Below are 25,227 nucleotides of genomic sequence, written 5' to 3'. Positions count from 1 at the left end.
CCATAGAAATCAATCTCATCAAGCAATTTCTTGCGTGCTACGTTGCAAGGAATCCTTTTGACAAACATCCTCTATAGAATCGTCGACATGAATGACAGACCGTAATCGGCTATTTATTAATATTTCTGCTCAATCGCTTCTTCGATTGTTTTGGCAGCATTATCCGCTGCTTCTTGAGGAGTCATATTGCCTGAACCTGCATCAAACAGCATGTTTTCAGCCCCTACCCAAACCTCAGACATTTCAGGGATATTTGGCATTGGTTGTGAAACACTGTATTGCTCGATCACTGCTTTTGCTACTGGATCATCAGAAGCAGCAACTGTTTCTTGAGCCATAATGTTTGCTGGAATATCATGACGCATTTCATACAATTTCTCTTGATTAGCTTCGTTTGTTAAATATTCGACAAATTGTTGAGAAACGTCTTTGTTTTGTGAGTAGTTGGAAACAACCCATGCTTTTCCACCACCAAACGTTTCATAATCATTGCCATTGCTCAGCGTTGGGATTTTCGCTACGCCATAGTTAATCCCTGCTTCTTCAAAGCCGTTCACGCCCCATGGTCCGTAAATGATGGCTGCTGTTTTGCCTTGGTTAAAGTAATCTAACATCAAGTTTTCGTTGGCTGATACATCCAGCATTCCTTGCGGCCAGACATTTTGGAACCAATCAGTTGCGTACGTGATTGCTTCAACAGAACCTTCATTGTTAATCCCTAAATCAGATGGATCTGTCCCTTCATCCCCAAAGACATAACCACCATAACCAGCTAATAGACCATACGTATAATAAAAGTCTGTCCAACGAGCTAAGAAACCAACATTGTCATCGCCTTCTGCAAAACGATCATCTTTTGCTAGCTCTTCTAAATCAGAAAAAGTTGCTGGCGCTTCATCGATCAAATCTTTGTTATAGAACATGACAACTGCTTCAATCATTGCTGGTGCGCCATAGATTTTATCATCGATCGTTACCTGTTGCTTGTCTGTATCGCTGTACCGTCCATCATCTGGCAAAGTCATTTCTGCCAAATGCCCTTGCGAGCCTACTTGACCTACACGATCGTAAGGAGACATCGTAACATCTGGACCTTTCCCAGCGGGACCGTCTAGTTGAAGCGCATCCATTTGATCGAACATATCCATTTCTACAACGTTGATGGTCACATCATTTTCAGATTCAAAGTCAGATTTCACTTCATTGATATAATCAATATAGTCTGCGCCTACAGAGACCGTGAGCGTTTTTTCATCGCTACCTGAACCTGCATCTGCATTACTACCATCGGTACTACCACCGTTGCCGCCACACGCCGCAAGCGCTAACAACGCACTTCCTGAAACTAATCCTAGAGCTGCCTTTTTCCAATTCACTTTCATCCTGTTTACCTCCTGCAATTTGTAACTCCATTATGCAACCGGTTTCTTAAAATGGCAAACCTTTTCTAAATGTTAGCGATAACAAAAATAGAAAAAGCCTTTAAATTAAGATGTCGAGGAATCGAAAAGAAATTGCGCAACCATTTGCTTAATTTTTCATTTTGTGGATTCACGAACCACGAGTTGAGGTAAAAAGCGCTGTTGTCGCTGGCTCGTATCATTATGTTCGATTTTTTGGATCAATAATTCGCCGCAAACTTCCCCCATTTCCACAATGGCTTGCTTCATCGTTGTCAATTTTGGCGAACTTACCTGATCAAGGAATACGCCATCGTAGCCGATGATCCCAAAATCATCTGGCACCTCCACTCCGATCGACTGTAAGCCTTGATTGATGCCTAACGCTAAACGATCTGTGGCACAGATAAAACAAGTGTTTTTCATTAAATGCTCATTCTGCGATTGGATAAACTTGCGGGCGGCGGAAGATCGGTTGTCAAAACGATAGATTTTTGGTGATATTCCCGCTTTTGTGACTGTATCTATGTACCCTTTTTCTCGGCTTTTCGTAAACGCTTCTTCCAACTCTAAACCAATATAGACCAATTGTTGATAGCCGGTGTCGATAGCATGTTTGCATGCAGAAACGATTCCTTGATAGTTGTCACTGTCAACAAAACTGAACCCAGCTTCATTTTCGCCAAACAACACCACAGGCTTTCTTAAATTTCTTATCCAGTCCATGTCAGCCTGGCGAAAGCCCGTAATGATGCAGCCATCTGCTGGACCACGATCCACCCCGTCAGTCGTAACTAGCTGCAAAGAATAGTGTGCTTTACCAATAGAACGAGCGATCCCAACCAATAAGTTCATATAGTAAGGTTCCGTCGTATCCATCTCCTCTAAAATATACACTTTGATGATATGGGAACGCTTGGAAACTAATGATTTGGCAGCAATATTCGGCTGATAATCCAATTCAAGCATCGCTTGATGAACCAGCTGCTTTAACTCTTCAGTTACTTTGTCCGGATGATTGATCACTCGAGAAACGGTCATTGCGGAAACATTTGCTTTTTTAGCAACATCTGCTAGCGTAGTCATGATTCACTCTCCTTGTATTATTTCATCTATAGTATAACATAATAAACCAAAAGAAGAACCAAGGCACTCTCTATATAAAAAAGATTTCCAGCCAATTTAACGAGTATAAAAAAACAGAGTGGCTTCTCAGCTACTCTGTCAAAAAAGACTATTTTTTTGGGGTGTCGAGAAAAAGGTATCAACACTTGTTAATCGGTTTCGATCAACCCGTATTTGCCATCTTTTCGACGATACACAATGCTCGTTCCATTCGTTTCCGCATCTTCAAAGATAAAGAAGTTGTGTCCAAGCATGTTCATTTGTAAAACAGCTTCTTCACTGTCCATTGGTTTTAAAGACAAACGTTTTGTACGTACGATGTCTAATTCAGAACCATTGTTTTCTTCATCGTTTGCTTCAGTTGTGAACAAATCACCATCTGTTGGCGGAACCAATGCTGTCTCGCGAGATTTGCGGTTGATTTTTGTTTTAAATTTGCGGATTTGGCGTTCCAATTTGTCAACAACCAAATCGATACTAGCATATAGATCAGGTGAGGTTTCTTCCGCACGCAGAACTAAGAATGGTAAAGGAATCGTTACTTCTACTTTTGCTGTTTTTTCAGTATAAACTTTCAAATTAACATGTGCTGTTGCTTCCGGCACATCGTTAAAATAACGTTCTAATTTACCTACTTTTTTCTCGACGTAATCACGGATCGCTTCTGTTACCTCGATATTTTCGCCGCGCACATTATATCTAAACATAAAAATTACCCCTTTCGTCTACCAGTAAAGAAGGAGAAGGACCACTCTTTTCTTCTTCTTAACTCTATTATATCGAACTCTTGCTCATTTGCCTAGTAAATCGAACAAATTTCTTTAAGCGTTTTCAAAATAACGATTCAACGGGCAAAGGAAAAGGATCGAATCGACTGGGGGCCAAAGGTCTGCAATGCTTCAGCTGCGTGATATAACGTTCTACCGGTAGTGTAAACATCATCGATCAACAACAGTTTCTTGTTTTTTATTTCAACCGTTGCCTCTGGCTTCACCGCAAAAGGTTGCACCTCCTCTAATCGTTGCTTGCGAGAACGTTGAGCTTGTGGTGCGGTATCAACCACTTTATCCAGCCATTCTTTCGACTTAACTCCGCCTGCGTCTAGCACAGCGGTCACTTGATTAAACCCTCGCTCCTGGTAACGTTCTGCCGATAGCGGGATGGGTATCAAACAATCGTAATCAAAGTTGTTGATCTTTTGTCTGATGGCAGCAGCAAAGGTCTCTCGCAACTGATAGTTTCCCATTAATTTGTATTCGTGAATCCACTCCTTCATCCCTTGATCGTAAGCGAACAGTGCCCGATGCTGCAAATGGATCATGGGACAGGTTTTCGCCCAAAAGAGACAGTCACTGCAGGAAATGGTATCCTTTTTGCCACATGTTGGGCAGCAACTTTGCCAATCAATCACTGTAAATCGCTGAGCGCATTGTGGACATAATTCTTTTTCGGGGATGCGCCAAGGAGCCAACAGCTCAATGATCGTTACCTCTCTTGAAAAAAATATTTGGCACCAACTACACTCCATCGGTCAACCAGCTCCTTGCTAATTGGTTCATCTCATTGATTTCTTTGATTGCTTGACGGATTGCTTCTGTCATTTGGTCGTAGAAAAAAATGACTTCCCCTTCTGTAAACGCACCTTTGCGATCGACACGGCCAGCGATTTGTACTAACGCCGATTTTGTAAAGACCGGGTGATTGGCTCCCAGTACCACCACTGAGACATTTTCAAACGTTACACCTCGTTCTAAAATCATCGTTGTAAACAACACCTTGTACACTTGGCTGCGTGCCGATTGGACTTTTTCCCTCCGTTTTTCATCTTGTGAAGAAACACTAGTGAGGAGCCATGATGCTTCTTGCCTGCGGACAGCCCCTTCCATTTCCTTCATCAGCTGAATACTTGGACAAAATACCAAGACAAAGTTTTTTTTAACCAACCGCTGCAAGCGCTGTAGCAATGGTCGCAGCCAACGTTTTTTGCGATAAGCCTGCGCCCAGCGGCTATAATGAATAGGTTTCGGAACGATCAGCGGACGCTGATGAAACCGTAGAGGCATTTTTAACACTGCAAATTCCGAATGAATTTCTTGCAACAATCGTTTTGAAGGCGTCGCACTTAAATAGATCAGACACCCGTTTTCTGCCAAGGCATTGTATAATCCGTAACGCAGCTGCGCATCGCCCTCGTAGGGAAATGCATCTATCTCATCCACCTCGATCAGTTGAAAGCTGCGATAAAAATGCAGTAGCTGATGAGTGGTGGCAATAAGGATCGTTGTATAACGATAAGGTTCTTCTGATTTCCCATAAAGGAGCAGGCTTTCCTCTTGTGGGAACGCTTGTTGAATCCGGGGGAACAGTTCACGGCAGACATCGATCCGTGGCGAGACGATCGCCACACGACCACCTTCTTGCCGTACGTGGCGGATCGTCTCAAAGATCATCTCGGTCTTCCCTGAACCCGTGACTGACCAAACAAGAGACGATTTCTTTTGTCGACAATTTGCCACTAGTTGTTGAGAAATTTTTTGCTGAAACGAAGTCAACACTCCTGGCCAAACGATCTTGTGATCAAAGGCTGGAAGATCCGTTTGTTGAATTACGAGTTGGCCATCTGATGTGATCCGACCATAGCGAATACAAGTTGGACAGTAATAGCAGCCTATCGGCAATAGAACCGACGTCTTGTGGTGGGAAGAACCGCAACGCTGACAAACGATTCTCTTCCCCTGCTCGAGCATTGCCGGTCGAGAATCAAAAGTTTTTCCTACACTCATTGTTTCATCTAAAACAAAAAATTGTCTTCCTTTTTGATTGGTCATAACATACACCTCAGTTTTAAGTACGCAAAAAAATCGGTTCAAGTACTTTTTGAAAAGTACTTGAACCGATTACAGGTTTCTTGTTTGCTTCAACAGCAGGTCTTGCTTATTCGCCGATCAATGTCAAAGCTTGATCTAAGACTTTTTCGCCGTTCATCATGCCGTAATCTGCCATGTTGATTACTTCTAATGGAATTCCTTTTGGCGCTAGACGTTTCTCGAAATCGCCTTTCATGAAACGAACTTGTGGTCCTAATAGTAAAACGTTTACGTCTTTGCTTTCTAAATGTTGATCTGCTTCTGATGCGGAAACTGCAAAAATATCTGCTTCTAATCCTTTTGCTTCAGCTGCTTTTTGCATTTTTGTTACTAATAAGCTTGTACTCATCCCTGCAGAACAAACTAACATAATTGTTTTTTTCGCCATATCGAACACTCCTTGAATTTTAAGAATAAGATAACATTTCCTATCTCTAGTATAGAACAAGTTTGAAATTTGTCAACGCTTTCTATCCAGCAACCAGTTTGATTTTACTAAACGATTAAAAACGACGTACTCTTTTTTTAAATTGACGAGGACTACCTCGTAGCCGGCATTCAGCCACGCATAAGCCCCATTTTCTGGATGTCGGTAATCATTCGCCCACCAATCGCTACTGGTGCGGGCACTTTTGGGCAAACCGGATGCGGGGAAAAGAAATTCATCAAACTGCGTAAACGTTAAGGTGATTTGCGAACCACCGTTGTTTTTTAAATAGTGAGTGATCGTATCGTACTTTTTGCGTCTACCCAAAGCAACTGCCTCCTCTTTTTAGAGTCTATGTTCGTACCTGTTTCTTTCTTCTATTTGTAACTTTCCTTCCGATTGCCTATACTAGAAATATAAAGGAGGCGATCGTGCGCGTGACTTATCGAACGATTCGACAAGACGGAGAAACAGAAATAGAAATCAAAAAATCGCGTTTCCTCTGTTCATTAAAACGAATTCAATCAGAAGACGAAGCCAAAGCGTTTATTCAAGCCCTCAAGAAAGAGCATTGGAAGGCAAATCATCATTGCAGCGCCTATGTATTAGGTGAAAATCATGAGATCCAGCGCAGCAGTGATGATGGTGAACCGAGCGGCACCGCTGGGGTACCGATTTTAGAAGTGTTAAAGAAAAACGAACTGATCAATGTGATCGCCGTTGTTACCCGCTACTTCGGTGGAACGAAACTGGGTGCTGGTGGATTGATTCGCGCTTATTCAAGTTCGGCCTCTGCTGGAATCAAAGAGGTAGGAATCGTCGAGGGTATTTTGCATCAAGAACTTGCCTTGACCATCGAGTATCCACTTTTAGGCAAGCTCCAAAACTACTTAGAACTGCAGAATATCTATATAAAAGATATTGCTTATACGGAGAAAATCGTTGTCACCTTAATGATTCCTGAAGCAGTACTTGCCGACCAAGAAGCCGCTCTGATCGATTTGCTACAAGGTCAAGTGCAATTGACCAGAGGGACTACCGAATATGTAGAACGCTTGATCGAGCAGTCAACAGAGTAAGCCAGCTTACTAAAGACCTTCCAGTGTGTGCTCTTTTCCTCAAGGAGGACGCTGCCAAGTTTGCTACAACCAATGCAGGAAGCCCAAATATTTGAAAAGCCGAAACGGTCATGCAACCAGCGACGCTACGCAACAGCTGAAACGCTCGTAGGGTCCTTTCGGCTTTTTTGGGCTTTTTGTTGCCAATTGAAATAGACAGGTTATTTTTCCATATAAAATTCAAAACGATTACCAACATATTGGGTGCGCACGTATTCAAATGGTTGACCATCTTCAAATGAAGTGATTTGCCGCATACGTAAAATGGCATCGCCGCGTTTGATTTGTAAGTAATCAGCAATTTGCTCGGAAGCGACCATAGCTGAGATCGTTTGCGAAGCGCCGCCAATTTTCCGCTGTCCTTTTTCTTCCAACACTTTATAGAGGGAAGAGATGATCTCCTCCTTGCTAAAGTCATGAATAAACTTTTCAGGAATACTCGCTACTTCAAAACAGATCGGCACATCATCCGCATACCGAATCCGCTCCATCCGTAAAATCGTTTCGTGACCTTCTAATTGCAGCTTTTCCATCTCACTGGAGCTAGGTGCCGTCAAGAAATAAGCGACCGCTTTGCTGGAAGGCTTACGACCAAGAGAATTCATGATTTCGGTAAAACTCGTCGTGCCCGTCATTTTCTCTTGTACTTTTTGGCGAGCCACATAAGTGCCGGAACCGATTTTACGCTCAAGAATCCCCTCATCTGCTAAGGTTTGGATCGCTTGTCGCAACGTCATGCGACTCACGCCGAATTGTTTCGACAACTCGCGCTCTGAGGGCAGACGATCCCCGATTTTGTATGTATTGTTTTCAATATTGGCTTTAATTTGATCATGAATTTGGATATAAACAGGTAATTTTTCCACCACTACACATTCCTCCGTTCCCCTCCTATTATAACTGGTATATACCTAAATAGCTAATAAAAAAAGCAAAAACTGCTCTGTTTTTCTCAATTTGTGCGAATTCTTTCCCTATTTTATAGGCAGAAGAAAGAAGTTATCACAAAATGTCCAAACAAGAGCAGTCGCTTTTCTTTTAAATTGGTTCGGTCGCTGGCTTGAGAATTTATTCAGCCAACGCTTTATTGGCAGTGGCCATCAACAAGCGGATACGATTCAATTGATTGACGATTGAGACACCTGGATCATAATCAATGGCCGCAATGTTCGCCTGCGGGTATTGACGACGTAATTCTTTCATAACACCTTTTCCTACCACATGATTGGGCAGACAGCCAAATGGTTGCAGACAAATGATATTGTTGACATTATTTTCCAATAGATCAATCATCTCACCGGTCAAGAACCAGCCTTCTCCCGTATGATTACCAATGGAAACAATCTCGCTCGCTTGCTCCGCAAGCTGATGGATCGAATGGATACCATCAAAACGCGTTGACGCCCTAAGTGCTTTATCCATCGGTTTTTGGAGCCTTTCAATCGCCATGATTGCAAAATCAGCGATCATTTTACTTTTCTTCGACATCCCCAAATGCTTGTAGCGCCAAATCTGATTGTAGAGGGAATAATTCATGAAGCCGACAATATCCGGTACGACCGCTTCCGCTCCTTCTGCTTCTAACAGGCGAACGACATCGTTATTAGCTGTCGGTGAATATTTCACTAAAATCTCTCCCACGACTCCGACACGCGGCTTCTTGATATCTGTTAGGGGCACTTGATCAAAGGCTTGAATGATTTTTTTCATATTGCGATTAAACAGACTGAAGGAGCCATTACGAACGTTTTTGGCAATTTTTTCCAGCCATTCTTGATGGAGCCGATCGACAGCCCCTGCTTCTTGCTCATACGGACGGGTGCGATAAACGACCCGTTCAAAGAGATCTCCGTATAAAAATGCCACCGCCAAACGCTTCATCATCGGTAAGGTAAAGCGAAAGCCCGGATTTGATTCAACCCCGGTGTTGCCCATCGAAATAGATACCACCGGCACTTGTGGGAATCCTGCATCGTTCAGTGCTTTACGTAACAAAGGAATATAGTTTGTTGCACGACACCCGCCGCCCGTCTGGGTCATCAAAACACTGGTATTTTCAACATCATATTTTCCGCTTTGCAATGCTTCTACTAGCTGTCCAATGGAAATGATCGCCGGATAACACGCATCATTATTGACAAAGCGTAAACCGACATTAACCGCCTCACGATCTTCACTAGGTAGACAGACCACTTGATACCCAGAAGCTTGCAAAGCAACATCGACTAACCCGCTTTGATGGATGGGACTCAACATCGGCAATAAGAGCGTGTGCTGCTTGCGCATCTCTTTGGTAAAAATGATCTTTGCCGGTTCCTCGTATTGCTTTTTAGGTGCAAAGTGCTGTTTGTCCCGTTCGTTGACTGCTGCTTTCAAGGAACGCAACCGAATCCGAATTGCCCCAAGGTTCGCTCCCTCATCGATTTTCAACACCGTATATAACTTCCCATACTGCGCCATAATCTCTTCGACTTGATCAGTAGTGACTGCGTCGATCCCGCAACCGAATGAGTTTAATTGAACCAGTTCTAATTGTTTGTTTTTCGCGACCACTCGAGCTGCCGCATACAATCGCGAATGATAGACCCATTGATCCACAACCCTCAGATCGCCGACATTTGCTAAATGAGCAATACTGTCCTCAGTCAATACATGGAAGCCTTCTTGGGTAATGACTTCTGCAATCCCATGGTTGATTTCAGGATCCAAATGATATGGTCTTCCAGATAAAACGATCCCTTTTTGATTGGTCGTCATCAGCATACGTAGCGTTTCTTCTCCCCGTTGCGCAATATCTGTCTTGAACTGATCCAGCTCCTCGAAACCGCTGCGTAGGGCTTGGGCAATTTCTTCTTCTACAAAACCAAAATCTTGAAAAGTACTCGTTAAAGTTTTGACCATTGAGGCTTCATCCGCCAAATTCAAAAACGGACAGCGGTAGTCAACCGCCCCTTCACGAATCGCATCGACGTTATTACGAATCACTTCTGGATAGCTTTGCACAATTGGACAGTTAAAATGATTCTCAGCGGCAGTGTTCTCTAGTCGCTCAAAAATAACACCTGGATAAAAAATCAACGGTACGTTTTGATCAATCAGTGCTTGGATGTGTCCATGGGCTAGTTTGGCTGGGTAACAAACCGTATCACTAGGAATCGTTTCAATCCCTTGCTCATATAGTTCTTTGTTGGAACGTGGCGACAAGGTTACTCGAAACCCTAACTTGGTGAAAAAGGTATGCCAAAGCGGATAATTTTCATAAAGATTCAATACTCTTGGCAGGCCGATTTCGCCATGGACGGCCTCTTTTTTACGTAAGGAACGGTACTTAAACAAGCGGCGATATTTTTCATCCACAAGATTGATTTTGCGGTCTTCTTTCTTGATTTTGATTCGCGCACCACGTTCGCAGCGATTCCCGGTAATAAATTTTCGACCGTCAGAAAAGAGGGTCACCGTCAACAAGCAATTGTTTTCGCATAGACCGCAATTCGTAAATTCTTTTTCTGCTTGGAAATCGGCCATTTCTGCTGGAGACAACAACGTACTAACATCGTCAAGGGCTGCTTCTTCTAAAGCGATCAAGGCGGCACCATATGCCCCCATCAAACCGGCGATCGATGGTCGAACGACTTCACGGCCGCTGATCAATTCAAAAGCGCGCAGAACCGCTTCGTTATAGAAAGTCCCTCCTTGGCAGACGATTTTCTCGCCGAGGTCTTCAGGTCGCCGAACCTTGATAACTTTATAGATAGCATTTTTTATGACCGAGTAAGACAAGCCGGCTGAAATGTCGCCAACAGAAGCCCCTTCTTTTTGGACCTGTTTCACTTTTGAGTTCATAAAGACGGTACAACGCGAACCAAGGTCAACCGGTGCTTGGGCTTTTGTAGCTGCCAACGCAAATTCTTTGACATCCTGATTCATAGATTTGGCAAAAGTCTCAATGAAGGAGCCGCATCCTGAGGAACAGGCTTCATTCAATTGAATCGAAGATAACGCGCCATCTTTAACCGTCATCGCCTTCATGTCTTGTCCACCGATATCTAGGATAAAATCAACCCCCGGCTGGAAATGTTCGGCAGCTTTGTAATGGGCCATCGTTTCCACTTCACCGATATCGACTTTCAGTGCATGTTTGATCAAATGCTCGCCGTAACCTGTGATCGTTGACTTTGCGATGTAAACGTCAGAAGGCATCTGACGATAAAGCTCTTGTAAAACCGCCATCGTTGTCGCTAACGGTTCACCTTCATTATTGCCATAGAAAGAAAACAATAATTCCCCTGCATCATTGATCAAAACCACTTTCGTTGTGGTTGATCCTGCATCGATGCCTAGATAAGCAGCGCCTGTATGCTCAGACAACGCTTTTTCTGCAGCAACCGCTTGAGCATGGCGAGCACGAAAAGCAGTCAATTCCACCTCGTCTTTAAACAATGGGGCTAATGTATCAGTTGGCGCGAGTTTGCCATCTTCTCCGTTGGCTAAGCGGGCTAATAGCACGGAAAGCTGTTGCTCTTCTTCTGCATACAGTGCGGCCCCCATCGCTACAAACAGTTCTGGGTTCTCGGGAAAAATGATGTCTGCTTCTTGCAGGCTCAACGTATCGATAAATCGTTGACGCAATTCCGACATAAACGTCAACGGTCCACCTAGAAAGGCTACCTTGCCTTTGATTTTACGACCAGCAGCCAAGCCAGCAATCGTTTGATTGACCACCGCTTGAAAGATACTCGCCGCAATGTCTGCTTTTGCTGCTCCTTCATTGATCAGCGGCTGCACATCGGTTTTGGCAAAGACCCCGCAGCGTGAGGCAATCGGATAAAGGGTTTGATAATCTTTGGCTAGTTCATTGACCCCATTGGCATCCGTTTTCAATAAAACCGCCATCTGATCAATAAACGCACCCGTTCCACCGGCACAACTGCCGTTCATTCGCTGCTCCAATGCCCCTTCAAAAAAGGTGATCTTCGCATCTTCGCCGCCTAACTCGATGGCCACATCGGTTTCGGGAATCACTGTCTCAACTGTTTTGGTACAAGCGATGACCTCTTGGACAAATGGGATCCGCAAAACTTCCGCCAGACCCATCCCACCTGATCCGGTAATCGCCAGCGCAAGCGGCTGATCTTCGATCACTTCTTGCGCTTCTCTAATGATTTTTTCCGCTGCCTTCTGGATGTCTGCATAGTGCCGTTCATATCTTGAAAAACACGTTTGATTGCCTTCATCTAACAGAACCATCTTGACTGTTGTCGACCCGACATCGATACCCGCTTTATATTTTTTCATTTGTTGCCTCCATCTAAACAACACTTTGTTGATTATCTAACAAGCCGTTTGTTATAATACTTATGTTCATTGTAATTCTTTTAATTGATAATTCAACAAACAATTCTAAGGAAGGTGTGGGATAAACAACAATTACCCGTTTTTTGTTGTTTATTTTGAAAGGAAATTCACAATATGAAAAAATTGGATTTACGTGTCAAACGAACCAATAAGTACATTATTGAAGCTTTTATCCGCTTAGTGGAAGAAAAAGGCTTCGAGCAAGTGACTGTCCAAAATATCGCCGACGAAGCCATGATCAACCGTGCAACCTTTTATGCCCATTACAAAGACAAACAAGACTTGTATGAAAAGATATTTGACTTGGCTGTCGAATCATTTACCGCGATTCTTGATTTTGAAGATTTTGTTCAAGGCAATCGCATCAAAATCCGCAAAATCGAAGCGGCCATGACCGAACTTTTTTTACACATTCAAAACAATCGTTCCTTTTATTTGACGATCATGGATGCCTCTGCCATTGAGATCATCCGTAAAAAGTTGGGCCTGATTTTGACTGAACGTTACCAAGAGATCTTTTCAACGTTGAGAATCACCGAAGGAGACATTGAAGTGCCCTTAGACTTCATCATTGACTATATGACCTCGATATTTGTTGGTACCTTGCATTGGTGGCTAACGGCAGAAACAACGATGACACCCGACCATCTAGCAAAACTTGTCATCAAACTGGTGGCAAACGGCCACCTGACTGTCTTGGGGATTGAGATTGAGGAATAAAAAAAGAAGCTGCGAATATGCAGTTTCTTTTTTATTCCTCAATTAGTGATTCTTTGAACGCCATTTGATCGTGTCTTTCGTCTTACGCTGTTTCGTTACTTTGATCCCTTTTGGAGCCACACGAATCGCATAATCTTCCTTTTTCACCACATCATAGACATGCTCTGCAACTTCCGTTACTTTTTCTTTTAGATTCAATTTAAATTTCATGTGTTTTCATCTCCCGAATGCTTTACTAATAGCCTATCGCAAATAAAAAAAATCTTCAACTTATAGCCCTTCATAAAAAGGATTTTTAGGGTTTTCGTTCCTCTTTATTGGACAAGCGATTTAGACGCAACCAATGCTTCGTAATGCTGAACTGTTTTTCTAGGTTTAGAAGAAAATTTGTTGAACAAACGGCACGATCTTTCCTTTTCCCCTTCACAGTTCCCTATTTCTGGCAATGTAGCATTATTGACATCCCTTTGATTTCAGGGATGTTTGCAGAAACTTATCTTTTTCATGTGCTCCTCGTTTCTTATCAAATGAGACTGAGTTTGATCGACAGATTGTCTCTAGACAGACACACTTATTTTCTAGTTTCAATAAAAAAGTGTCAGTAGAAAATCCAACGATTTCCCACCAACACAAAATAGTATAGTTTCCAACTACCACGAAGTTTGATTAATAAATTAAATAGTCAGAGGCACCAGCTTGCTTGATCTCGATCACCAGCTTATGAGGCAGGCAAATGCTCGTCTGCCCATTGCGATAGATCCAGCTGGTTTTGACAGCAATCTGGTCGGGACTATTGTCTTCACGAACTCGGATCGCGCCATCTTTGATCTCGACGATATTGTACTGACCTTCTGCTGGATAGTAGGTTTTTTCCATCGCATCGATTTCTTCTAAGTTAAAACGGTCAACCTCTTCTCCATTTATTCGCACGATTGCATACCGATCGCCGGTATCACTTTGAGCTTGCGCTTCAAATAGAAAAAGCGGTAAAAAAGAGCCAACAACTAATAGAACAAACAATAGATAATCATAGGGCTTTAATAGTTTTAAAAATGGCTGGATCGTCTTTTTCATCACATGTACGCCTTTCACTGTTCATTTTCGGAAGGTAATCGCTCTTCAAAAAAGGCAGTCAGATCAATGATCTCTTCCTCTGTGAAGGTTTCTCGTTCCCATTGGTCAAGAATTTGTTCTTGCAAAGCCAAATCCATTTCCCAAAAATGATCGATCTTCTTGAAATGCTTTGGGTCAAAGGAACGAAACACGGGGTAGATCATCAAAAATTCTTCAAAGGTAAGATCCCAGTCCTCAGTATAATCTTTAACGACCCCTTCTGACAAGGCTTTTTCCGTTGGATCGCCATTTTCTTTGATTAAACCAGCTTCGTAAAAATGGCGATAGATGGCCTCTTTGGTGATCTCTGGATGAAATTTTTTACTGTGACGGTAGGCTTCTTCAATCAATGACGGATAGATGATCTCCATTTTCCCCCTGCTTTCTGGACGGCGTCATAAGACGGCGTTAATTCTTTTCGATTGGGTGCTGTGCTTTGTATTCTGCTAAAGATACATGGTGGCTGCGCTTGAAGGTTCCTGTTGTCCCATCAAACGAAATCGCTGGGGATTTGACGCCATGGTGGGTCCGACGCTTATTCTTTTTTGCTTTTGATGTTTTTCTTGCAGGTACTGCCATGTCATTTCCAACTTTCTTTCACTTTTTCATTATGCACGCAGCTGCAATGCATTTTTTCGTTTGTTTCGTTTAAATTCATGAATGATTTTTAATGCGCGTTTCCTTGTTTTGATGTTCGGGCTCTTTAAACGTCGATACGCACTAGACAAGTCCGTTTTTTCCATGTTGACTCCTTTCTGTTACCAGCTTGCTTTTGTAACGCCGGGAATTTCTCCGAGGTGTGCATGCTTACGGAAATTGATCCGTGACATGCCGAATTTATTCATGTAGCCCCGAGGACGACCATCGATCATATCCCGTTTCTTCAAACGAGTCGGATTCGAATCCTTCGGTAGTTTGGCCAATGCTTGGGTATCTCCTTGCGCTTTTAATTCTTGACGCACTGCTCGGTATTGTTCGATCAGTTGTACTTGCTTGTTGTATTTTGCCATTTTTGATTTTTTTGCCATTCAGTTATTGTCCTTCCTATTTCTTGATTTCACGAAAAATCGCTCTGCGCCGCAACTTTGGTGAATATTTTTTTAATTCTAAACGTTCCGGCGTATTGCGCTGGTTCTTATTAGTCAAATAAAGTCTTTCCCCTGTCTCCACACATGCCAAAATAATATTGTTTCTCATAATAACCAGCTCCTTTCTCTTGCGTCACACCAAAAAAGGTTAAAGTGTAACGATTACGTTTTGTATCATATCACACTCAAACATAGGAAGCAAGCAAAACTATTTCTTCTTTTTGTTATTTAACACGTGAAGAAAACGTCATATGAATTTGTTTTCAATCGTTGCTGTCATTGGCGGCAAGGTAACAGGAACCTGTAGCTTTTGATCGCGCAAAAAAACCACCTGATCTTTAAGGAATCACTGGTCGGGCTTTTCAAGCAGCCCATGTCGTGATCCTTTATCAGGTGATTTCTTTCGGTTAATTTACTGATTTGTTCTCATGTGATGCAAGCCATTCACTGATCGCCTGCAAGCGTTCTATCCGCAAGTTCGGCAAGCCATTGCGTGATAAACCATGCGAGGATTGAGGAAACAATATCAGCTTCGTATCGACGCCTTTACGCTGCAACGCCATGTAAAACTGCTGTCCTTGTTCTTGCGGACATCGCAAATCATTTTCCCCATGGAGGACTAGCGTAGGTGTCTTGACTTGGCTGGCATAGGCCAAAGGCGACATCTTCCAAAGTCCTTCGGTCTCATCAAGTTCCCGCAACAATTGGAATTTGACGAAGGCAGGTCCAATGTCGCTCGTCCCATAAAAGCTGATCCAATTTGAGATCGAGCGTTGCGTAACTGCCGCACAAAAACGATCGGTATGACCAACGATCCAGTTGGTCATAAAGCCACCATAGCTGCCGCCAGCTACATGGATCGTGTTCGTATCGATTTCTGGATGGTTTGCCACCACGGCATCCACCCCCAACAGTAAGTCTTGATAATCTTTATTGCCATAATCACCTAAAATCGATTTGACAAACGCCTGACCGTACCCTTGCCCGCCACGAGGGTTCAACAAGATGACCCCATAACCGTTAGCGGCATGGACTTGCATCTCATGGAAAAATGTTTCCCCGTAGCAGACTTGCGGACCGCCATGGATGTACAAAATTGCTGGATGACTTTCTTGTGTTTCGGTCGGGGGCAAATACCAGCCTTGAATTTGCCAACCATCTGCTCCTTCGTACCAAAACGCTTCGGGTTTACTGATCGCTAACCTTGACATAACTGCTTGGTTGGGATCGTATAGATCAGTTACTTCGCCACTTGTTAAGTCAACCAAGCCTAAGCGACTAGGGATCGTTGGCGTCGCATAAGCAACAGCAAGTTTGGCTTCCGAATAGATCGCCGCATCAAGGATATCCATTTTTTCATCAAGCAGTTTGGTCCATTCTCCTTGGATCGAGGCGCGGTACAATTGTAGCTTGCCATGCTCCGTTACGGGTACAAGGAATGTGTCATCCGTCAACCAGGTGATCGCTACGCCGCGATTTTTTTGTTGAAAATCACTGATGATCGCATTGCCAAAAGCGATGTCAAGATCTTGGGAAAGATTTTTGACCGCTTTTGTTTTTAAGTCGACCAAAAACAAATCATCCAAGGTCACAAAACCATAGGAAAGATCATTGCCTAATAGTAATAGCTGATCATTGCGCGCTGCAACAAAAGTATACGTTCCTTCTGGCAGAATGTTTTCTAAACTTTCTGTCTTTTTCGTCTGGCTATTTAGGAGATAAACCTTCGATCCATAGTCCCACTCGTCTTCTTCCTCTTTGTCAAAAGTGAGAAACAAAGTCTCTTGATCATCCGCTAAGCCAGAGAACACAAAGGGATACTTATGCTCAAAAATCAGTTCCGTTTCTTGTGTCGCGATCGTTTTTTTGATGATCGAATGTTTTTTTTCTTTTAAAAAGCCGACGCCATCCGCCAAATAATTGACTTTCGTAGTAGCTTTTACTTGTGGAAATTCCTTCTGCTTGTCCGTCTTTTCTTTGTCGTCTTGATCCTCTGAAACTGTCTCCTCTTGTGCCAGCTGGTAATAGATAGCCGTTGCGTCTTGCTCCCAAAAATAGTCGCCCAGACCTTTTTCAGTGACAAGTGCTTGGGGCTTGCCGCCGGATATCGGCATCGTCCATAACGTACTTTCACCTTTCTTTGGATCGGTCGTCACAAAACTGAGCCATTGCTCATCTGGCGAGACCTTTAGACTGTTGTGGGTCGTCGCTTCGGTGCCCCACTCACGCCGTTCATTGGTCTTTGCGTCAATACTATAAATCGCTGAATCATACGTGTTGGTCTCTGGGTTGACTACCGTTTCCAAGTAAAAAACCTGATTTTGCCCCACTGCAGGCTGCGCAATCGTTTTCAGTTCAAACAGTGTCTCATTCGTTATTTTTTTCATCCATTTCCCTCCAAATATACGTGTTTTCGTAGTAACTATCTACTAGTATATCAAAAGAAACGAATTTTTCTGCTTTTTTTAATAGTGAAATCCTCGCAAATTCGCAACTTCTTCAAAACCAGCCGACATCCCTGTCTGCCTTAAGATCTCCTGCCCATTTTCTAAAAGGGTCAAGGCAATTTCCGTACTGGCACTTTCGCGAATGATCCGATTCATTTGCCCAATAGAAGGTGCCCTCAAAGAATGTCCTTCTTTCGTCAAAACTTCGATCGTTAAGGACCATTGTTTTTGTTTGAGATGGATCACTAAACGGTCTTCCGTGCGTTTGACATCATGAATCTTTGCACCATGATAAGTAGCAAAACGATATTCTTGGCTCCCGGCTTGCAGAACACAAATCGTTCCCAAAAAAGCAAAACCAGCAAAGGGAATGTCGGCTGCGGAGAAAAAGAACCGAACATCTGGCGCATCAAAGCTGTTGCATTGAACCCAAATATAAGCTGCTGGAAAGGAGGTTCCCCAATCTTTTTCCAAATAACCGATCCCGTTCGTAAAATCGATTGCTTCGTCGTTCCACTGCAGCGTACCTTCTAAGGTATGACTCATGCTCAAGACCCCGTGATAACACTCCATAAATGACAGATACGAAAAAGGACCCATGATACTCGGCGCATAACGTGTCCGCTGAATCGGTTTGTGGTCGTTATACTTTACTGACCCTTGTACTTGAAGTTCGTTATTTTTTAAAGAGACTTGGATGCCTGCTTCACTAAAGATATTGTCACCAATCGTTACTTTACGCTCCTCTTCAGACACTTGAAAGTCAGTTTCTGGAAAGGAAAAGTAATGCGCACCCTCATGATTGATCACTTGAATGAATACTTCTTTGGTCCCGTCTTTTTGAATCGAAAAACCAGGAATAAAAGCATAGACTTCTTCACCGATTTGGTGTTTATGGTACCAGCCTTCAAAAAAAGCGGTCTGCTTGTCGTGGCCGTGAAAGAACTGATCTGTTGTCAACATCTTGATTTCCCTCCGTTTCTTTTTTAGTGTAGCATGAAGCAGAAAGATTCCTCAGGATAATGCTTTTTCTATGTAAAAAAAGCCAGAAACAAGCAAGACACTTGTTTCTGGCTTTGCTTATTGCTCTTTCATCACTCGACGGGTCCACCAGAGAAAAATAAGAAACCCTACAACTAACAGTGTCAAAAGTCCGCCGGTCATCCACGATGGAGCCCCAATGTGATAAAATGCCATGGCTTTTTGCAGGCAACCAAGCAACACAAATACCCCCAGTAGAAAAACGATCGGATAAAAAGCTTTTTCTTTGAGTGATACAACAAAAACGATCGCCGCTACCAGCAAACTGCCAACCAATACTACATCAAATGGAAATGCGATCGTCAGGAGCCACCAGTTTGGGGTCAGCAGATTGATCAGCAGTGAAAGACCAATCCAGCCACTCACAACGAGCCACAGGGAGCCGAAACGAATCACTTTGCTTGTGCCCTTCTTTTGATAGATGGTTTTGCTGATGATCGCAAAAATCCCGATGATCGCTAACACAGTTACCAATCCTGTCAGAAGATAATCCAGAAGGTTAAGAACCAGTGGTCCTTGATTTGTAAAATCAGCTATAAATTTGATTCCCCAACTGATGCCAACCGCTAGATACGCCAATTTGAGGCGCTCTTTGAGATTACTCTTTGGCGTGTTTGCCAATAGTTCATCTGCCACCCCTTTCGGATCATTGCCAAAATAGTGTTGCGCCTCTTCCCCATGAGTTTGTGCTTCTAATAAATCCATTGCAATCGCGTATACCTGCTCTGTGACTTTATGCTCATCGTAAAAAAGGCTGGAAAGTAAGAGGTAGCTTCGCAAATCATCAAAAAATTGGCGATTTTTCTCATTGAATTGTTGCTCGATCAGATTGGTTTGCTTTCGCCAATAGGTCGTCTCTTGTTTATTTGCCATGTTTCCTCACTCCTTAAATAATCCTTCGACTTTCTTCATTAGGTTCGTCCATTGTTCTCTAAATTGTGCCAAATTGTCTATGCCTTTCGGGGTGATCGAGAAATACTTGCGATCAGGTCCTTCAGGTGACTTTTTCATCTCAGAGGTAATAAGTTCTTGTTTTTCCAACTTCTGCAGCAAAGGATAGATCGTGCCGCCAACGATCGTTTCAAAGCCTCTTTGCTTCAGTTCCTGTACCAGTTCATAACCATAAATCTCTTTTTGAGCAATCACTTGCAAAACACACCCTTCCAAAACCCCTTTTAGCAATTGCGTCTCTTTCACGATTTCCCTCCTTTGGTTCCCTTTATCTAGTTTGTTATACAAACTAGTGTTGTACCTAGTATACGTGTTTGCCACTAGTTTGTAAAGCATACTAGCAGTGGAAATAAAAACGGCCTTTTAAATAAGACCGTTTTTGACAAACCCGATGCTTTTTTCTAGATGACAATATCGATATCCTCGGGTAAGAGGCTCTTGTAAAAATATACTTTATTCCGCTTTGATTCTAAAACCATTAGAATAATTTTTTCGGTGCAGTCTTTCAATACCTGTTTAAATACTGCTTCCCCTTCAGTATTCTCAGTGGCTCCTTTTTCTTCATCGTATCCTCTACATGAGAGAAGTGCAAGATCAAAATGATAGGTTCTGAGCTGGTTGACTGCTGTAACTGAATTAACGGTAAACTTTTTGTTCGTTACCGTCCCGCCAACGATGGTCACCTCAGCAGCAGTATGTTCCGATAGTAGTGCGGCAGTTAGCACACTATTGGTTACCACTCGTAACCCATGAATTTTTTTCAGGTAAGGGATCAGGTGCAAAGCTGTGCTCGAACTGTCCACGAAAATGGTCATATCGTCCTCAATATACGTCACTGCACGTTCTGCAATTCTGCGTTTTTCTTCATCATTGACATAATTCCCCACTTTTGTCAGATAAGCCGCATCGACCTTCTCTGAATCGATCAGCACAGCACCACCTCGGGTACGTCTGATTTGTTCTTCGTTTTCCAGTTCAATCAGATCGCGTTTGACCGTAGCATCACTATAATGTAAGAATTCAACTAATTCCCCCAGAGAAGCAAATTTCGTTTCATTTAAATACATCATGATTTTCTGCTTACGCTCATCTTTTGCTTTCCCCATACATTAAACTCCTTTAAAAAAGAGATTCCCACCAATTTAATCCTGTACCAATCAATCATTTCATTTATTATCTCTGATAAAAACGTGCTTTGTCAACCGTATTCAGCAGGGTCAACTTATGGCGTACAACAGCTTTCACATCTTTTATTGGTTGTACATATACTTGATTTGGTTCATACATAGCAGGGTTTTCCGTCAATACTTTTCTGACTGAATCAAAAAATACGGATTTCAAATCAGAACTAAGATTTACTTTACATACGCCATATTTTACAGACTCTCGCACTTCATGATCTGGGTTTCCTGACCCACCATGCAATACAAATGGTAAAGCAATACGATCGTTCAACTTTTTCAACAAATCGATGTTCAACTTAGGGGTGATATTTTTTGGATACAACCCATGAGCCGTTCCAATTGCAATGGCAAGGGTGTCAATGCCGGTAGCACGTACAAAGTCTTCGGCTTGGTCGACATCTGTGTAAATAATTTCTGCAGCTCCCCCTTCTGCGGAACCGTTGTTCCCAATCGTACCAATTTCTGCTTCAACGCTGACACCAACCATATGTGCCAGTTCAACAACTTCTTTCGTGATTTTTTTATTTTCTTCGTAATCGGCTAATGATGCATCGATCATCACCGAGGTATAGCCATTACGGATCGCCCGCATGACATCGTAGATTGATCCCCCGTGATCCAAATGAATAACGACTGGTACCTTACTTTTTAATGCGTACTCCCGCACTGTCGCTATGAAACAATCTCCTAAGTATTCGATCTCATCAGGATGAATTTCTAAAATGACTGGTGCATCCTGTGCCTCAACTTCTTCCATGATTGCTTTTAACATATCAAAACTGCAAATATTAAATGCTGGAACAGCAAATTTATGTTCTTTTGCTACAGCAAGTAATTCTTTCATTGTCATTAACATTGTGACATTCCTCTTTTCTTTTGATTCGTTTCTCTTCAACTTATAAATAGTTTCTAAATCAGTTTTCCTTCATCGGTTGGTTGGCGTTCCATTTCAGTTCTAGATTTTTTCAAAAACCCTAACATCAATGCTGTAACCACCGTTCCAGAAACGATTGCCACGACATACATCAACGGATTGTTCAATACATTGGGAATCGGTAAGATCCAGATACCACCATGTGGAGCTAATGAAGTTACGCCGACACCCATTGATATTGCAGCAGCGGTTGCTGAACCTGCCATCAAACTAGGTATTACTCGTAATGGGTCAGCGACAGCAAATGGAATCGCACCTTCAGTAATATAAGATAATCCCAAAACCCAGCAAGACTGAGCAGAAGTTCGTTCTTCTTGAGTAAATTTTTGCTTAAACAAGATAGAAGCCAAGGCAATGCCTAGAGGAGGTGTCATCCCGGCAGCCATACAAGCCGCAATTGGTGCATTAACTCCTGCCGACATCAAACCAATACTAAAGGTTGAAATCGATTTATTGATGGGACCGCCCATATCAGCTGCCATCATAATGCCTATCAGTAAGCCGAATACCACACCACTCGTAGAACCAAGTCCATTAAGCCAATTCGTCAAAGCATCCAATACATAAGAGATTGGTTTATCAATGAAATAAAACATGGCAAAGCCAGTCACAGCAACTGAGATCAAAGGAACAATAATCAACTGATAGAGTGCCGCAAATGATTTTGCTACTGTTACTTTATTCGCTAAATAATCCGTAGCATACCCAGCGAGTAAACCACCAACCATCCCACCTAAAAAACCAGATCCTCCACTTGCCGCCATCGTTCCCGCAACCAAACCAGCGGCAAAGCCCGGTCTACCGGCAACGGAAGTGGCAATTCCTGCTGCAAGTGCAGGAACCATCAATGCAAAAGCCGTATTCCCACCAATCGTGCTTAAAACTTCGGCAATTTGATTGTATGATGGATCGCTAGGATCAGCTGCATTGATCCCAAAAGCAAAACTAAACGCAATTAAAATTCCACCAGCAATAACCAAAGGCAACATGTAATTAACGCCATTCATGAAATGATTATAAATGCCAGCTTTCTTTCCGGATTCGTTTGAAACATGCTCGCCTTGGGCAATCGTGGTCACTTCTAACCCATCAATTGCCTCTTGGATCACTTTTTCTGGTTCTCTGATTGCTCTTGCGGTTGACACTCTTTTAACTTTTTTTCCAGCAAATCGGTCGGTCTGTACTTCTTTGTCAACCGCTAAAATGACAACCTCTGCCTGTTGAATTTCTTCTGTACTCAAAATGTTTTCGACTTTTACTCCTTGTGTCTCGATTTTGATTGTATATCCCAATGATTTTGCCGTTTTTTCCAGTTTTTCAGCAGCCATATACGTATGCGCAATTCCAGTCGGACAAGCAGAAATACCGACAATTTTCATACAGGTTCCCTCTTTTCTGATTGATTTGATTGAATATTATTAATAATATCTGAGGCGTCTTTTGCCTTCTTTACTGCATTTCGAAATCCTTCGTGCATCAACAATCGTGCGAGATTGCTTAAGATGATTAAATGATCGTCAGTACTCTTTTCAGGTACTGCGATGACAAAAGAATAGGTGACAGCCGTTCCGTCAATTGCTTGATAATCAGTAATTGGACTCGACTTTACGAAGGCGATTGCGGGCCTTAGTACTGCCTTACTTTTTGCATGAGGAATACCAAAATGATCTTCAATCCCAGTAGAGGTTTGTTTCTCGCGACGAAATAAATCTTTTTTGTACTTCTTTATATTACTGATAACTCCTGAGGACTCGAATAAAACAGATGCTTGAGTAAACAATTCTTCTTTTGTCCGAATTTGCTCATCAAATAAAATGAATCGTTCATCAATCAGTTGACCGATATCCAATTTCAACACCTCCATTTTTTGTAATCGTTTTCGAAAACTTGCCTAAACTATACCATCGTGAACTAAACAGTTCAATGCTATGAGCTATTTAATGCAAATAGACGAAAAAAAGTGGAATACGTTCATAAAAATGATCTATAAAAGTCAAAAAAAAGAACAAAGAACGACAAATCATCGTCCATTGTTCTCTTATTTCGATTAATTCCTAACCTATACTAAAAAAATTTTTAAAAGAAGAACCGTAAGTAAATCTCTACTTTTCTTCCATTCCCGATCTCTACACTTACAAGTCATTCTTTCGAATCAACTCTCATGTAATAAAACATATATCAACGTTTCACCCCACGTTGATAGGAATCATTGTACGCTTGAAAGGACTTATCGTGAAGTTTAGCCGCTGCATCTGCCAACCAGTTGGCATTTCTGATCAATGCGCGGCCTTGTAAAACCAAATCCACTTGATTGGTTTGCAAAAGATATTCACAAAGATCAGGATTATCCAATAAACCGACTGCTGCTACGGGAATATCGACCACTTGCTTGATGGCTGCAGCAAAGGGCACTTGGTAGCCATCATAGATCGGAATATTAGGCTTTTTATCCACCACACCACCGGTTGAGCAATCAAGACAATCAATGCCATCTGCTTGAAGCCATTGGGCTACTTGCTGCCAATCTTCCAACGAATTTTGGCGTCCTGGTTCTTCATAGTCTGTCAGTGACAAGCGCATCCACAATGCCCCAGAAAAGACCGCCCGAACTGCTTGTACCGTTTCTTTTACAAAGCGATACCGATTCTCTAAGGAACCACCATACTGGTCGGTGCGTTGATTGACGAATGGCGAAAGAAATTGATCCATCAAGTAGCCATGAGCCCCATGAAGTTCGATCATCGCGACACCCGCATTAGCTGCTCGTTGGGCAGCCTGAACAAAACTGTCTTGCACCCGTTTGATCTCCGCCAGGGTCATTTCTGACGGTAACGGGTAGCGTTCGTTAAAGGCAACGGCACTTGGTGCCAAAGGATTGGTGGCATCAACTGCTTTTCGTCCTGCATGGCTTAGTTGGATGCCTACTTGCGCATTGAAACCATGCAGCAGTTCCACCAATTTCGTCAGTTCTGTTTGCTGTTCTTCATTCCATAACCCTAGATCATTGTTTGTGATTCGTCCGTCTGGTTCAACGGCAGTTGCTTCGATAATGATCAATCCGGCTTTGCTTAATGCTCGTGCCCCATAGTGAACAAAATGAAAGGGCTCCGCAACACCGTCTTCTTTTTTTACTTCATACATACACATCGGCGACATAACGACGCGGTTGGCCAATGTTAAATTCGCTAGCTTCACTGGTGACAATAGTTTGGACATGTTGACACTCCCTCAACGATTTTTCGCTTTGTATTTTTCTCTATATTCAGTATAAACAGCCCCTTCAAAAACACAAGCAATGACCCTTTTTCTCATTTTTAAAACAAAAAAATAGACGCATTCTGCTTGCTCCCATGACATTGGAACAATCAGCTGCCTCTTCCCACTATTATTATACCGCATCCAGAGTCAAAAAAATAGACTAGTATTTTTGGTGGATGCCCGTATAATTGAGTTACTT

General features: G+C 42.6%; 27 protein-coding genes. 2 read left to right on the top strand and 25 right to left on the bottom strand.

All coding sequences use genetic code 11. The annotated features are described in order from the left end of the window. Positions 1-116: 116 nt before the first annotated feature. From CXM95_RS04385 to CXM95_RS04355, 7 genes are all read right to left on the bottom strand, one after another. A complete protein-coding gene (locus tag CXM95_RS04385; RefSeq protein WP_005237299.1) occupies positions 117-1,382 on the bottom strand; it encodes an extracellular solute-binding protein in 1,266 nt (421 codons plus the stop codon). 156 nt (positions 1,383-1,538) lie between these two features. Continuing rightward, positions 1,539-2,486 (bottom strand): LacI family DNA-binding transcriptional regulator, encoded by a 948-nt coding sequence (locus CXM95_RS04380; RefSeq protein ID WP_005237300.1) that lies wholly within the window; start codon positions 2,484-2,486, stop codon positions 1,539-1,541. A gap of 188 nt (positions 2,487-2,674) precedes the next feature. Next, positions 2,675-3,232, bottom strand: coding sequence for a ribosome hibernation-promoting factor, HPF/YfiA family (gene hpf / locus CXM95_RS04375; protein ID WP_005237301.1), 558 nt, complete (start codon positions 3,230-3,232; stop codon positions 2,675-2,677). 137 nt (positions 3,233-3,369) lie between these two features. Beyond that, on the bottom strand, positions 3,370-4,053 hold the full coding sequence (locus CXM95_RS04370) for a ComF family protein (protein WP_086299190.1): 684 nt from the start codon (positions 4,051-4,053) through the stop codon (positions 3,370-3,372). Continuing rightward, complete coding sequence (locus CXM95_RS04365) at positions 4,043-5,353, bottom strand: DEAD/DEAH box helicase (protein WP_101698864.1); 1,311 nt, start codon at positions 5,351-5,353, stop codon at positions 4,043-4,045. Before CXM95_RS04365 ends, CXM95_RS04370 begins: the two co-directional genes overlap by 11 nt. Before the next feature lie 106 nt (positions 5,354-5,459). Continuing rightward, on the bottom strand, positions 5,460-5,780 hold the full coding sequence (locus CXM95_RS04360; protein ID WP_005228768.1) for a PTS sugar transporter subunit IIB: 321 nt from the start codon (positions 5,778-5,780) through the stop codon (positions 5,460-5,462). A 72-nt stretch (positions 5,781-5,852) separates the two neighbouring features. Continuing rightward, complete coding sequence (locus CXM95_RS04355) at positions 5,853-6,146, bottom strand: DUF7662 domain-containing protein (RefSeq protein ID WP_005237305.1); 294 nt, start codon at positions 6,144-6,146, stop codon at positions 5,853-5,855. A 110-nt stretch (positions 6,147-6,256) separates the two neighbouring features. On the opposite strand from CXM95_RS04355, the gene CXM95_RS04350 reads away from it, so the two are divergent. Beyond that, positions 6,257-6,898, top strand: a complete 642-nt coding sequence (locus CXM95_RS04350; RefSeq protein ID WP_016613813.1) for a YigZ family protein — start codon at positions 6,257-6,259, stop codon at positions 6,896-6,898. A 200-nt stretch (positions 6,899-7,098) separates the two neighbouring features. On the opposite strand, the gene CXM95_RS04345 is transcribed toward CXM95_RS04350, so the two are convergent. Together CXM95_RS04345 and CXM95_RS04340 are read right to left on the bottom strand one after the other, a co-directional pair. After that, positions 7,099-7,806 carry a GntR family transcriptional regulator gene (locus tag CXM95_RS04345; protein WP_005228765.1) on the bottom strand — a complete coding sequence of 236 codons (708 nt, stop codon included), beginning with the start codon at positions 7,804-7,806 and terminating at the stop codon, positions 7,099-7,101. Between the two features lie 199 nt (positions 7,807-8,005). Then, the gene (locus CXM95_RS04340; RefSeq protein ID WP_061053855.1) at positions 8,006-12,232 is read right to left on the bottom strand and encodes a 2-hydroxyacyl-CoA dehydratase; all 4,227 of its coding nucleotides are present in this window, start codon (positions 12,230-12,232) and stop codon (positions 8,006-8,008) included. Positions 12,233-12,406: 174 nt separating this feature from the next. Between CXM95_RS04340 and CXM95_RS04335 the strand changes: the two genes are divergently transcribed. After that, positions 12,407-13,012, top strand: a complete 606-nt coding sequence (locus CXM95_RS04335) for a TetR/AcrR family transcriptional regulator (protein WP_005237309.1) — start codon at positions 12,407-12,409, stop codon at positions 13,010-13,012. 42 nt (positions 13,013-13,054) lie between these two features. Here the strand turns inward: CXM95_RS04335 and CXM95_RS18815 are convergent, their stop codons facing one another. The 16 genes from CXM95_RS18815 to CXM95_RS04255 form a co-directional block, all read right to left on the bottom strand. Beyond that, positions 13,055-13,222, bottom strand: a complete 168-nt coding sequence (locus tag CXM95_RS18815; protein WP_005237320.1) for a hypothetical protein — start codon at positions 13,220-13,222, stop codon at positions 13,055-13,057. Between the two features lie 456 nt (positions 13,223-13,678). Beyond that, on the bottom strand, positions 13,679-14,086 hold the full coding sequence (locus tag CXM95_RS04325) for a NusG domain II-containing protein (protein WP_005237322.1): 408 nt from the start codon (positions 14,084-14,086) through the stop codon (positions 13,679-13,681). Between the two features lie 14 nt (positions 14,087-14,100). After that, positions 14,101-14,496, bottom strand: coding sequence for a hypothetical protein (locus CXM95_RS04320; RefSeq protein WP_008377307.1), 396 nt, complete (start codon positions 14,494-14,496; stop codon positions 14,101-14,103). A 37-nt stretch (positions 14,497-14,533) separates the two neighbouring features. Further along, positions 14,534-14,704: a 50S ribosomal protein L32 gene (gene rpmF, locus CXM95_RS04315; protein WP_005237324.1), complete on the bottom strand. Its 171-nt coding sequence runs from the start codon at positions 14,702-14,704 to the stop codon at positions 14,534-14,536. A gap of 29 nt (positions 14,705-14,733) precedes the next feature. Next, a complete protein-coding gene (locus CXM95_RS04310; RefSeq protein ID WP_005237325.1) occupies positions 14,734-14,868 on the bottom strand; it encodes a putative metal homeostasis protein in 135 nt (44 codons plus the stop codon). Between the two features lie 15 nt (positions 14,869-14,883). Beyond that, positions 14,884-15,153 (bottom strand): 30S ribosomal protein S14, encoded by a 270-nt coding sequence (rpsN, locus tag CXM95_RS04305; protein WP_005237326.1) that lies wholly within the window; start codon positions 15,151-15,153, stop codon positions 14,884-14,886. Between the two features lie 16 nt (positions 15,154-15,169). Beyond that, positions 15,170-15,322, bottom strand: a complete 153-nt coding sequence (gene rpmG, locus CXM95_RS04300; protein ID WP_005225339.1) for a 50S ribosomal protein L33 — start codon at positions 15,320-15,322, stop codon at positions 15,170-15,172. Between the two features lie 298 nt (positions 15,323-15,620). Next, positions 15,621-17,600, bottom strand: coding sequence for a S9 family peptidase (locus CXM95_RS04295; protein ID WP_086299188.1), 1,980 nt, complete (start codon positions 17,598-17,600; stop codon positions 15,621-15,623). A 78-nt stretch (positions 17,601-17,678) separates the two neighbouring features. Beyond that, the gene (locus tag CXM95_RS04290; protein WP_086299187.1) at positions 17,679-18,623 is read right to left on the bottom strand and encodes a tocopherol cyclase family protein; all 945 of its coding nucleotides are present in this window, start codon (positions 18,621-18,623) and stop codon (positions 17,679-17,681) included. Positions 18,624-18,740: 117 nt separating this feature from the next. Beyond that, on the bottom strand, positions 18,741-19,574 hold the full coding sequence (locus CXM95_RS04285) for a hypothetical protein (RefSeq protein ID WP_086299186.1): 834 nt from the start codon (positions 19,572-19,574) through the stop codon (positions 18,741-18,743). Positions 19,575-19,580: 6 nt separating this feature from the next. Beyond that, positions 19,581-19,898 (bottom strand): PadR family transcriptional regulator, encoded by a 318-nt coding sequence (locus tag CXM95_RS04280; protein WP_086299185.1) that lies wholly within the window; start codon positions 19,896-19,898, stop codon positions 19,581-19,583. A gap of 155 nt (positions 19,899-20,053) precedes the next feature. Next, entirely contained in the window at positions 20,054-20,758 is a 705-nt protein-coding gene (locus CXM95_RS04275) for a DeoR/GlpR family DNA-binding transcription regulator (RefSeq protein WP_008377293.1), read from the bottom strand. A 67-nt stretch (positions 20,759-20,825) separates the two neighbouring features. Further along, complete coding sequence (locus CXM95_RS04270; protein ID WP_016613798.1) at positions 20,826-21,692, bottom strand: ketose-bisphosphate aldolase; 867 nt, start codon at positions 21,690-21,692, stop codon at positions 20,826-20,828. Positions 21,693-21,745: 53 nt separating this feature from the next. Continuing rightward, a complete protein-coding gene (locus CXM95_RS04265; RefSeq protein WP_008377289.1) occupies positions 21,746-23,149 on the bottom strand; it encodes a PTS fructose transporter subunit IIC in 1,404 nt (467 codons plus the stop codon). Then, entirely contained in the window at positions 23,146-23,628 is a 483-nt protein-coding gene (locus tag CXM95_RS04260) for a PTS sugar transporter subunit IIA (protein WP_225869358.1), read from the bottom strand. Before CXM95_RS04260 ends, CXM95_RS04265 begins: the two co-directional genes overlap by 4 nt. 320 nt (positions 23,629-23,948) lie before the next feature. Continuing rightward, complete coding sequence (locus tag CXM95_RS04255) at positions 23,949-24,986, bottom strand: NADH:flavin oxidoreductase/NADH oxidase (protein WP_086299184.1); 1,038 nt, start codon at positions 24,984-24,986, stop codon at positions 23,949-23,951. Positions 24,987-25,227 lie beyond the last annotated feature (241 nt).

The organism is Enterococcus sp. CR-Ec1 (assembly GCF_002850555.1).
Taxonomy (GTDB): Bacteria; Bacillota; Bacilli; order Lactobacillales; family Enterococcaceae; genus Enterococcus_D; species Enterococcus_D entomosocium.
This window is presented reverse-complemented; position numbering and strand designations above follow the sequence as displayed.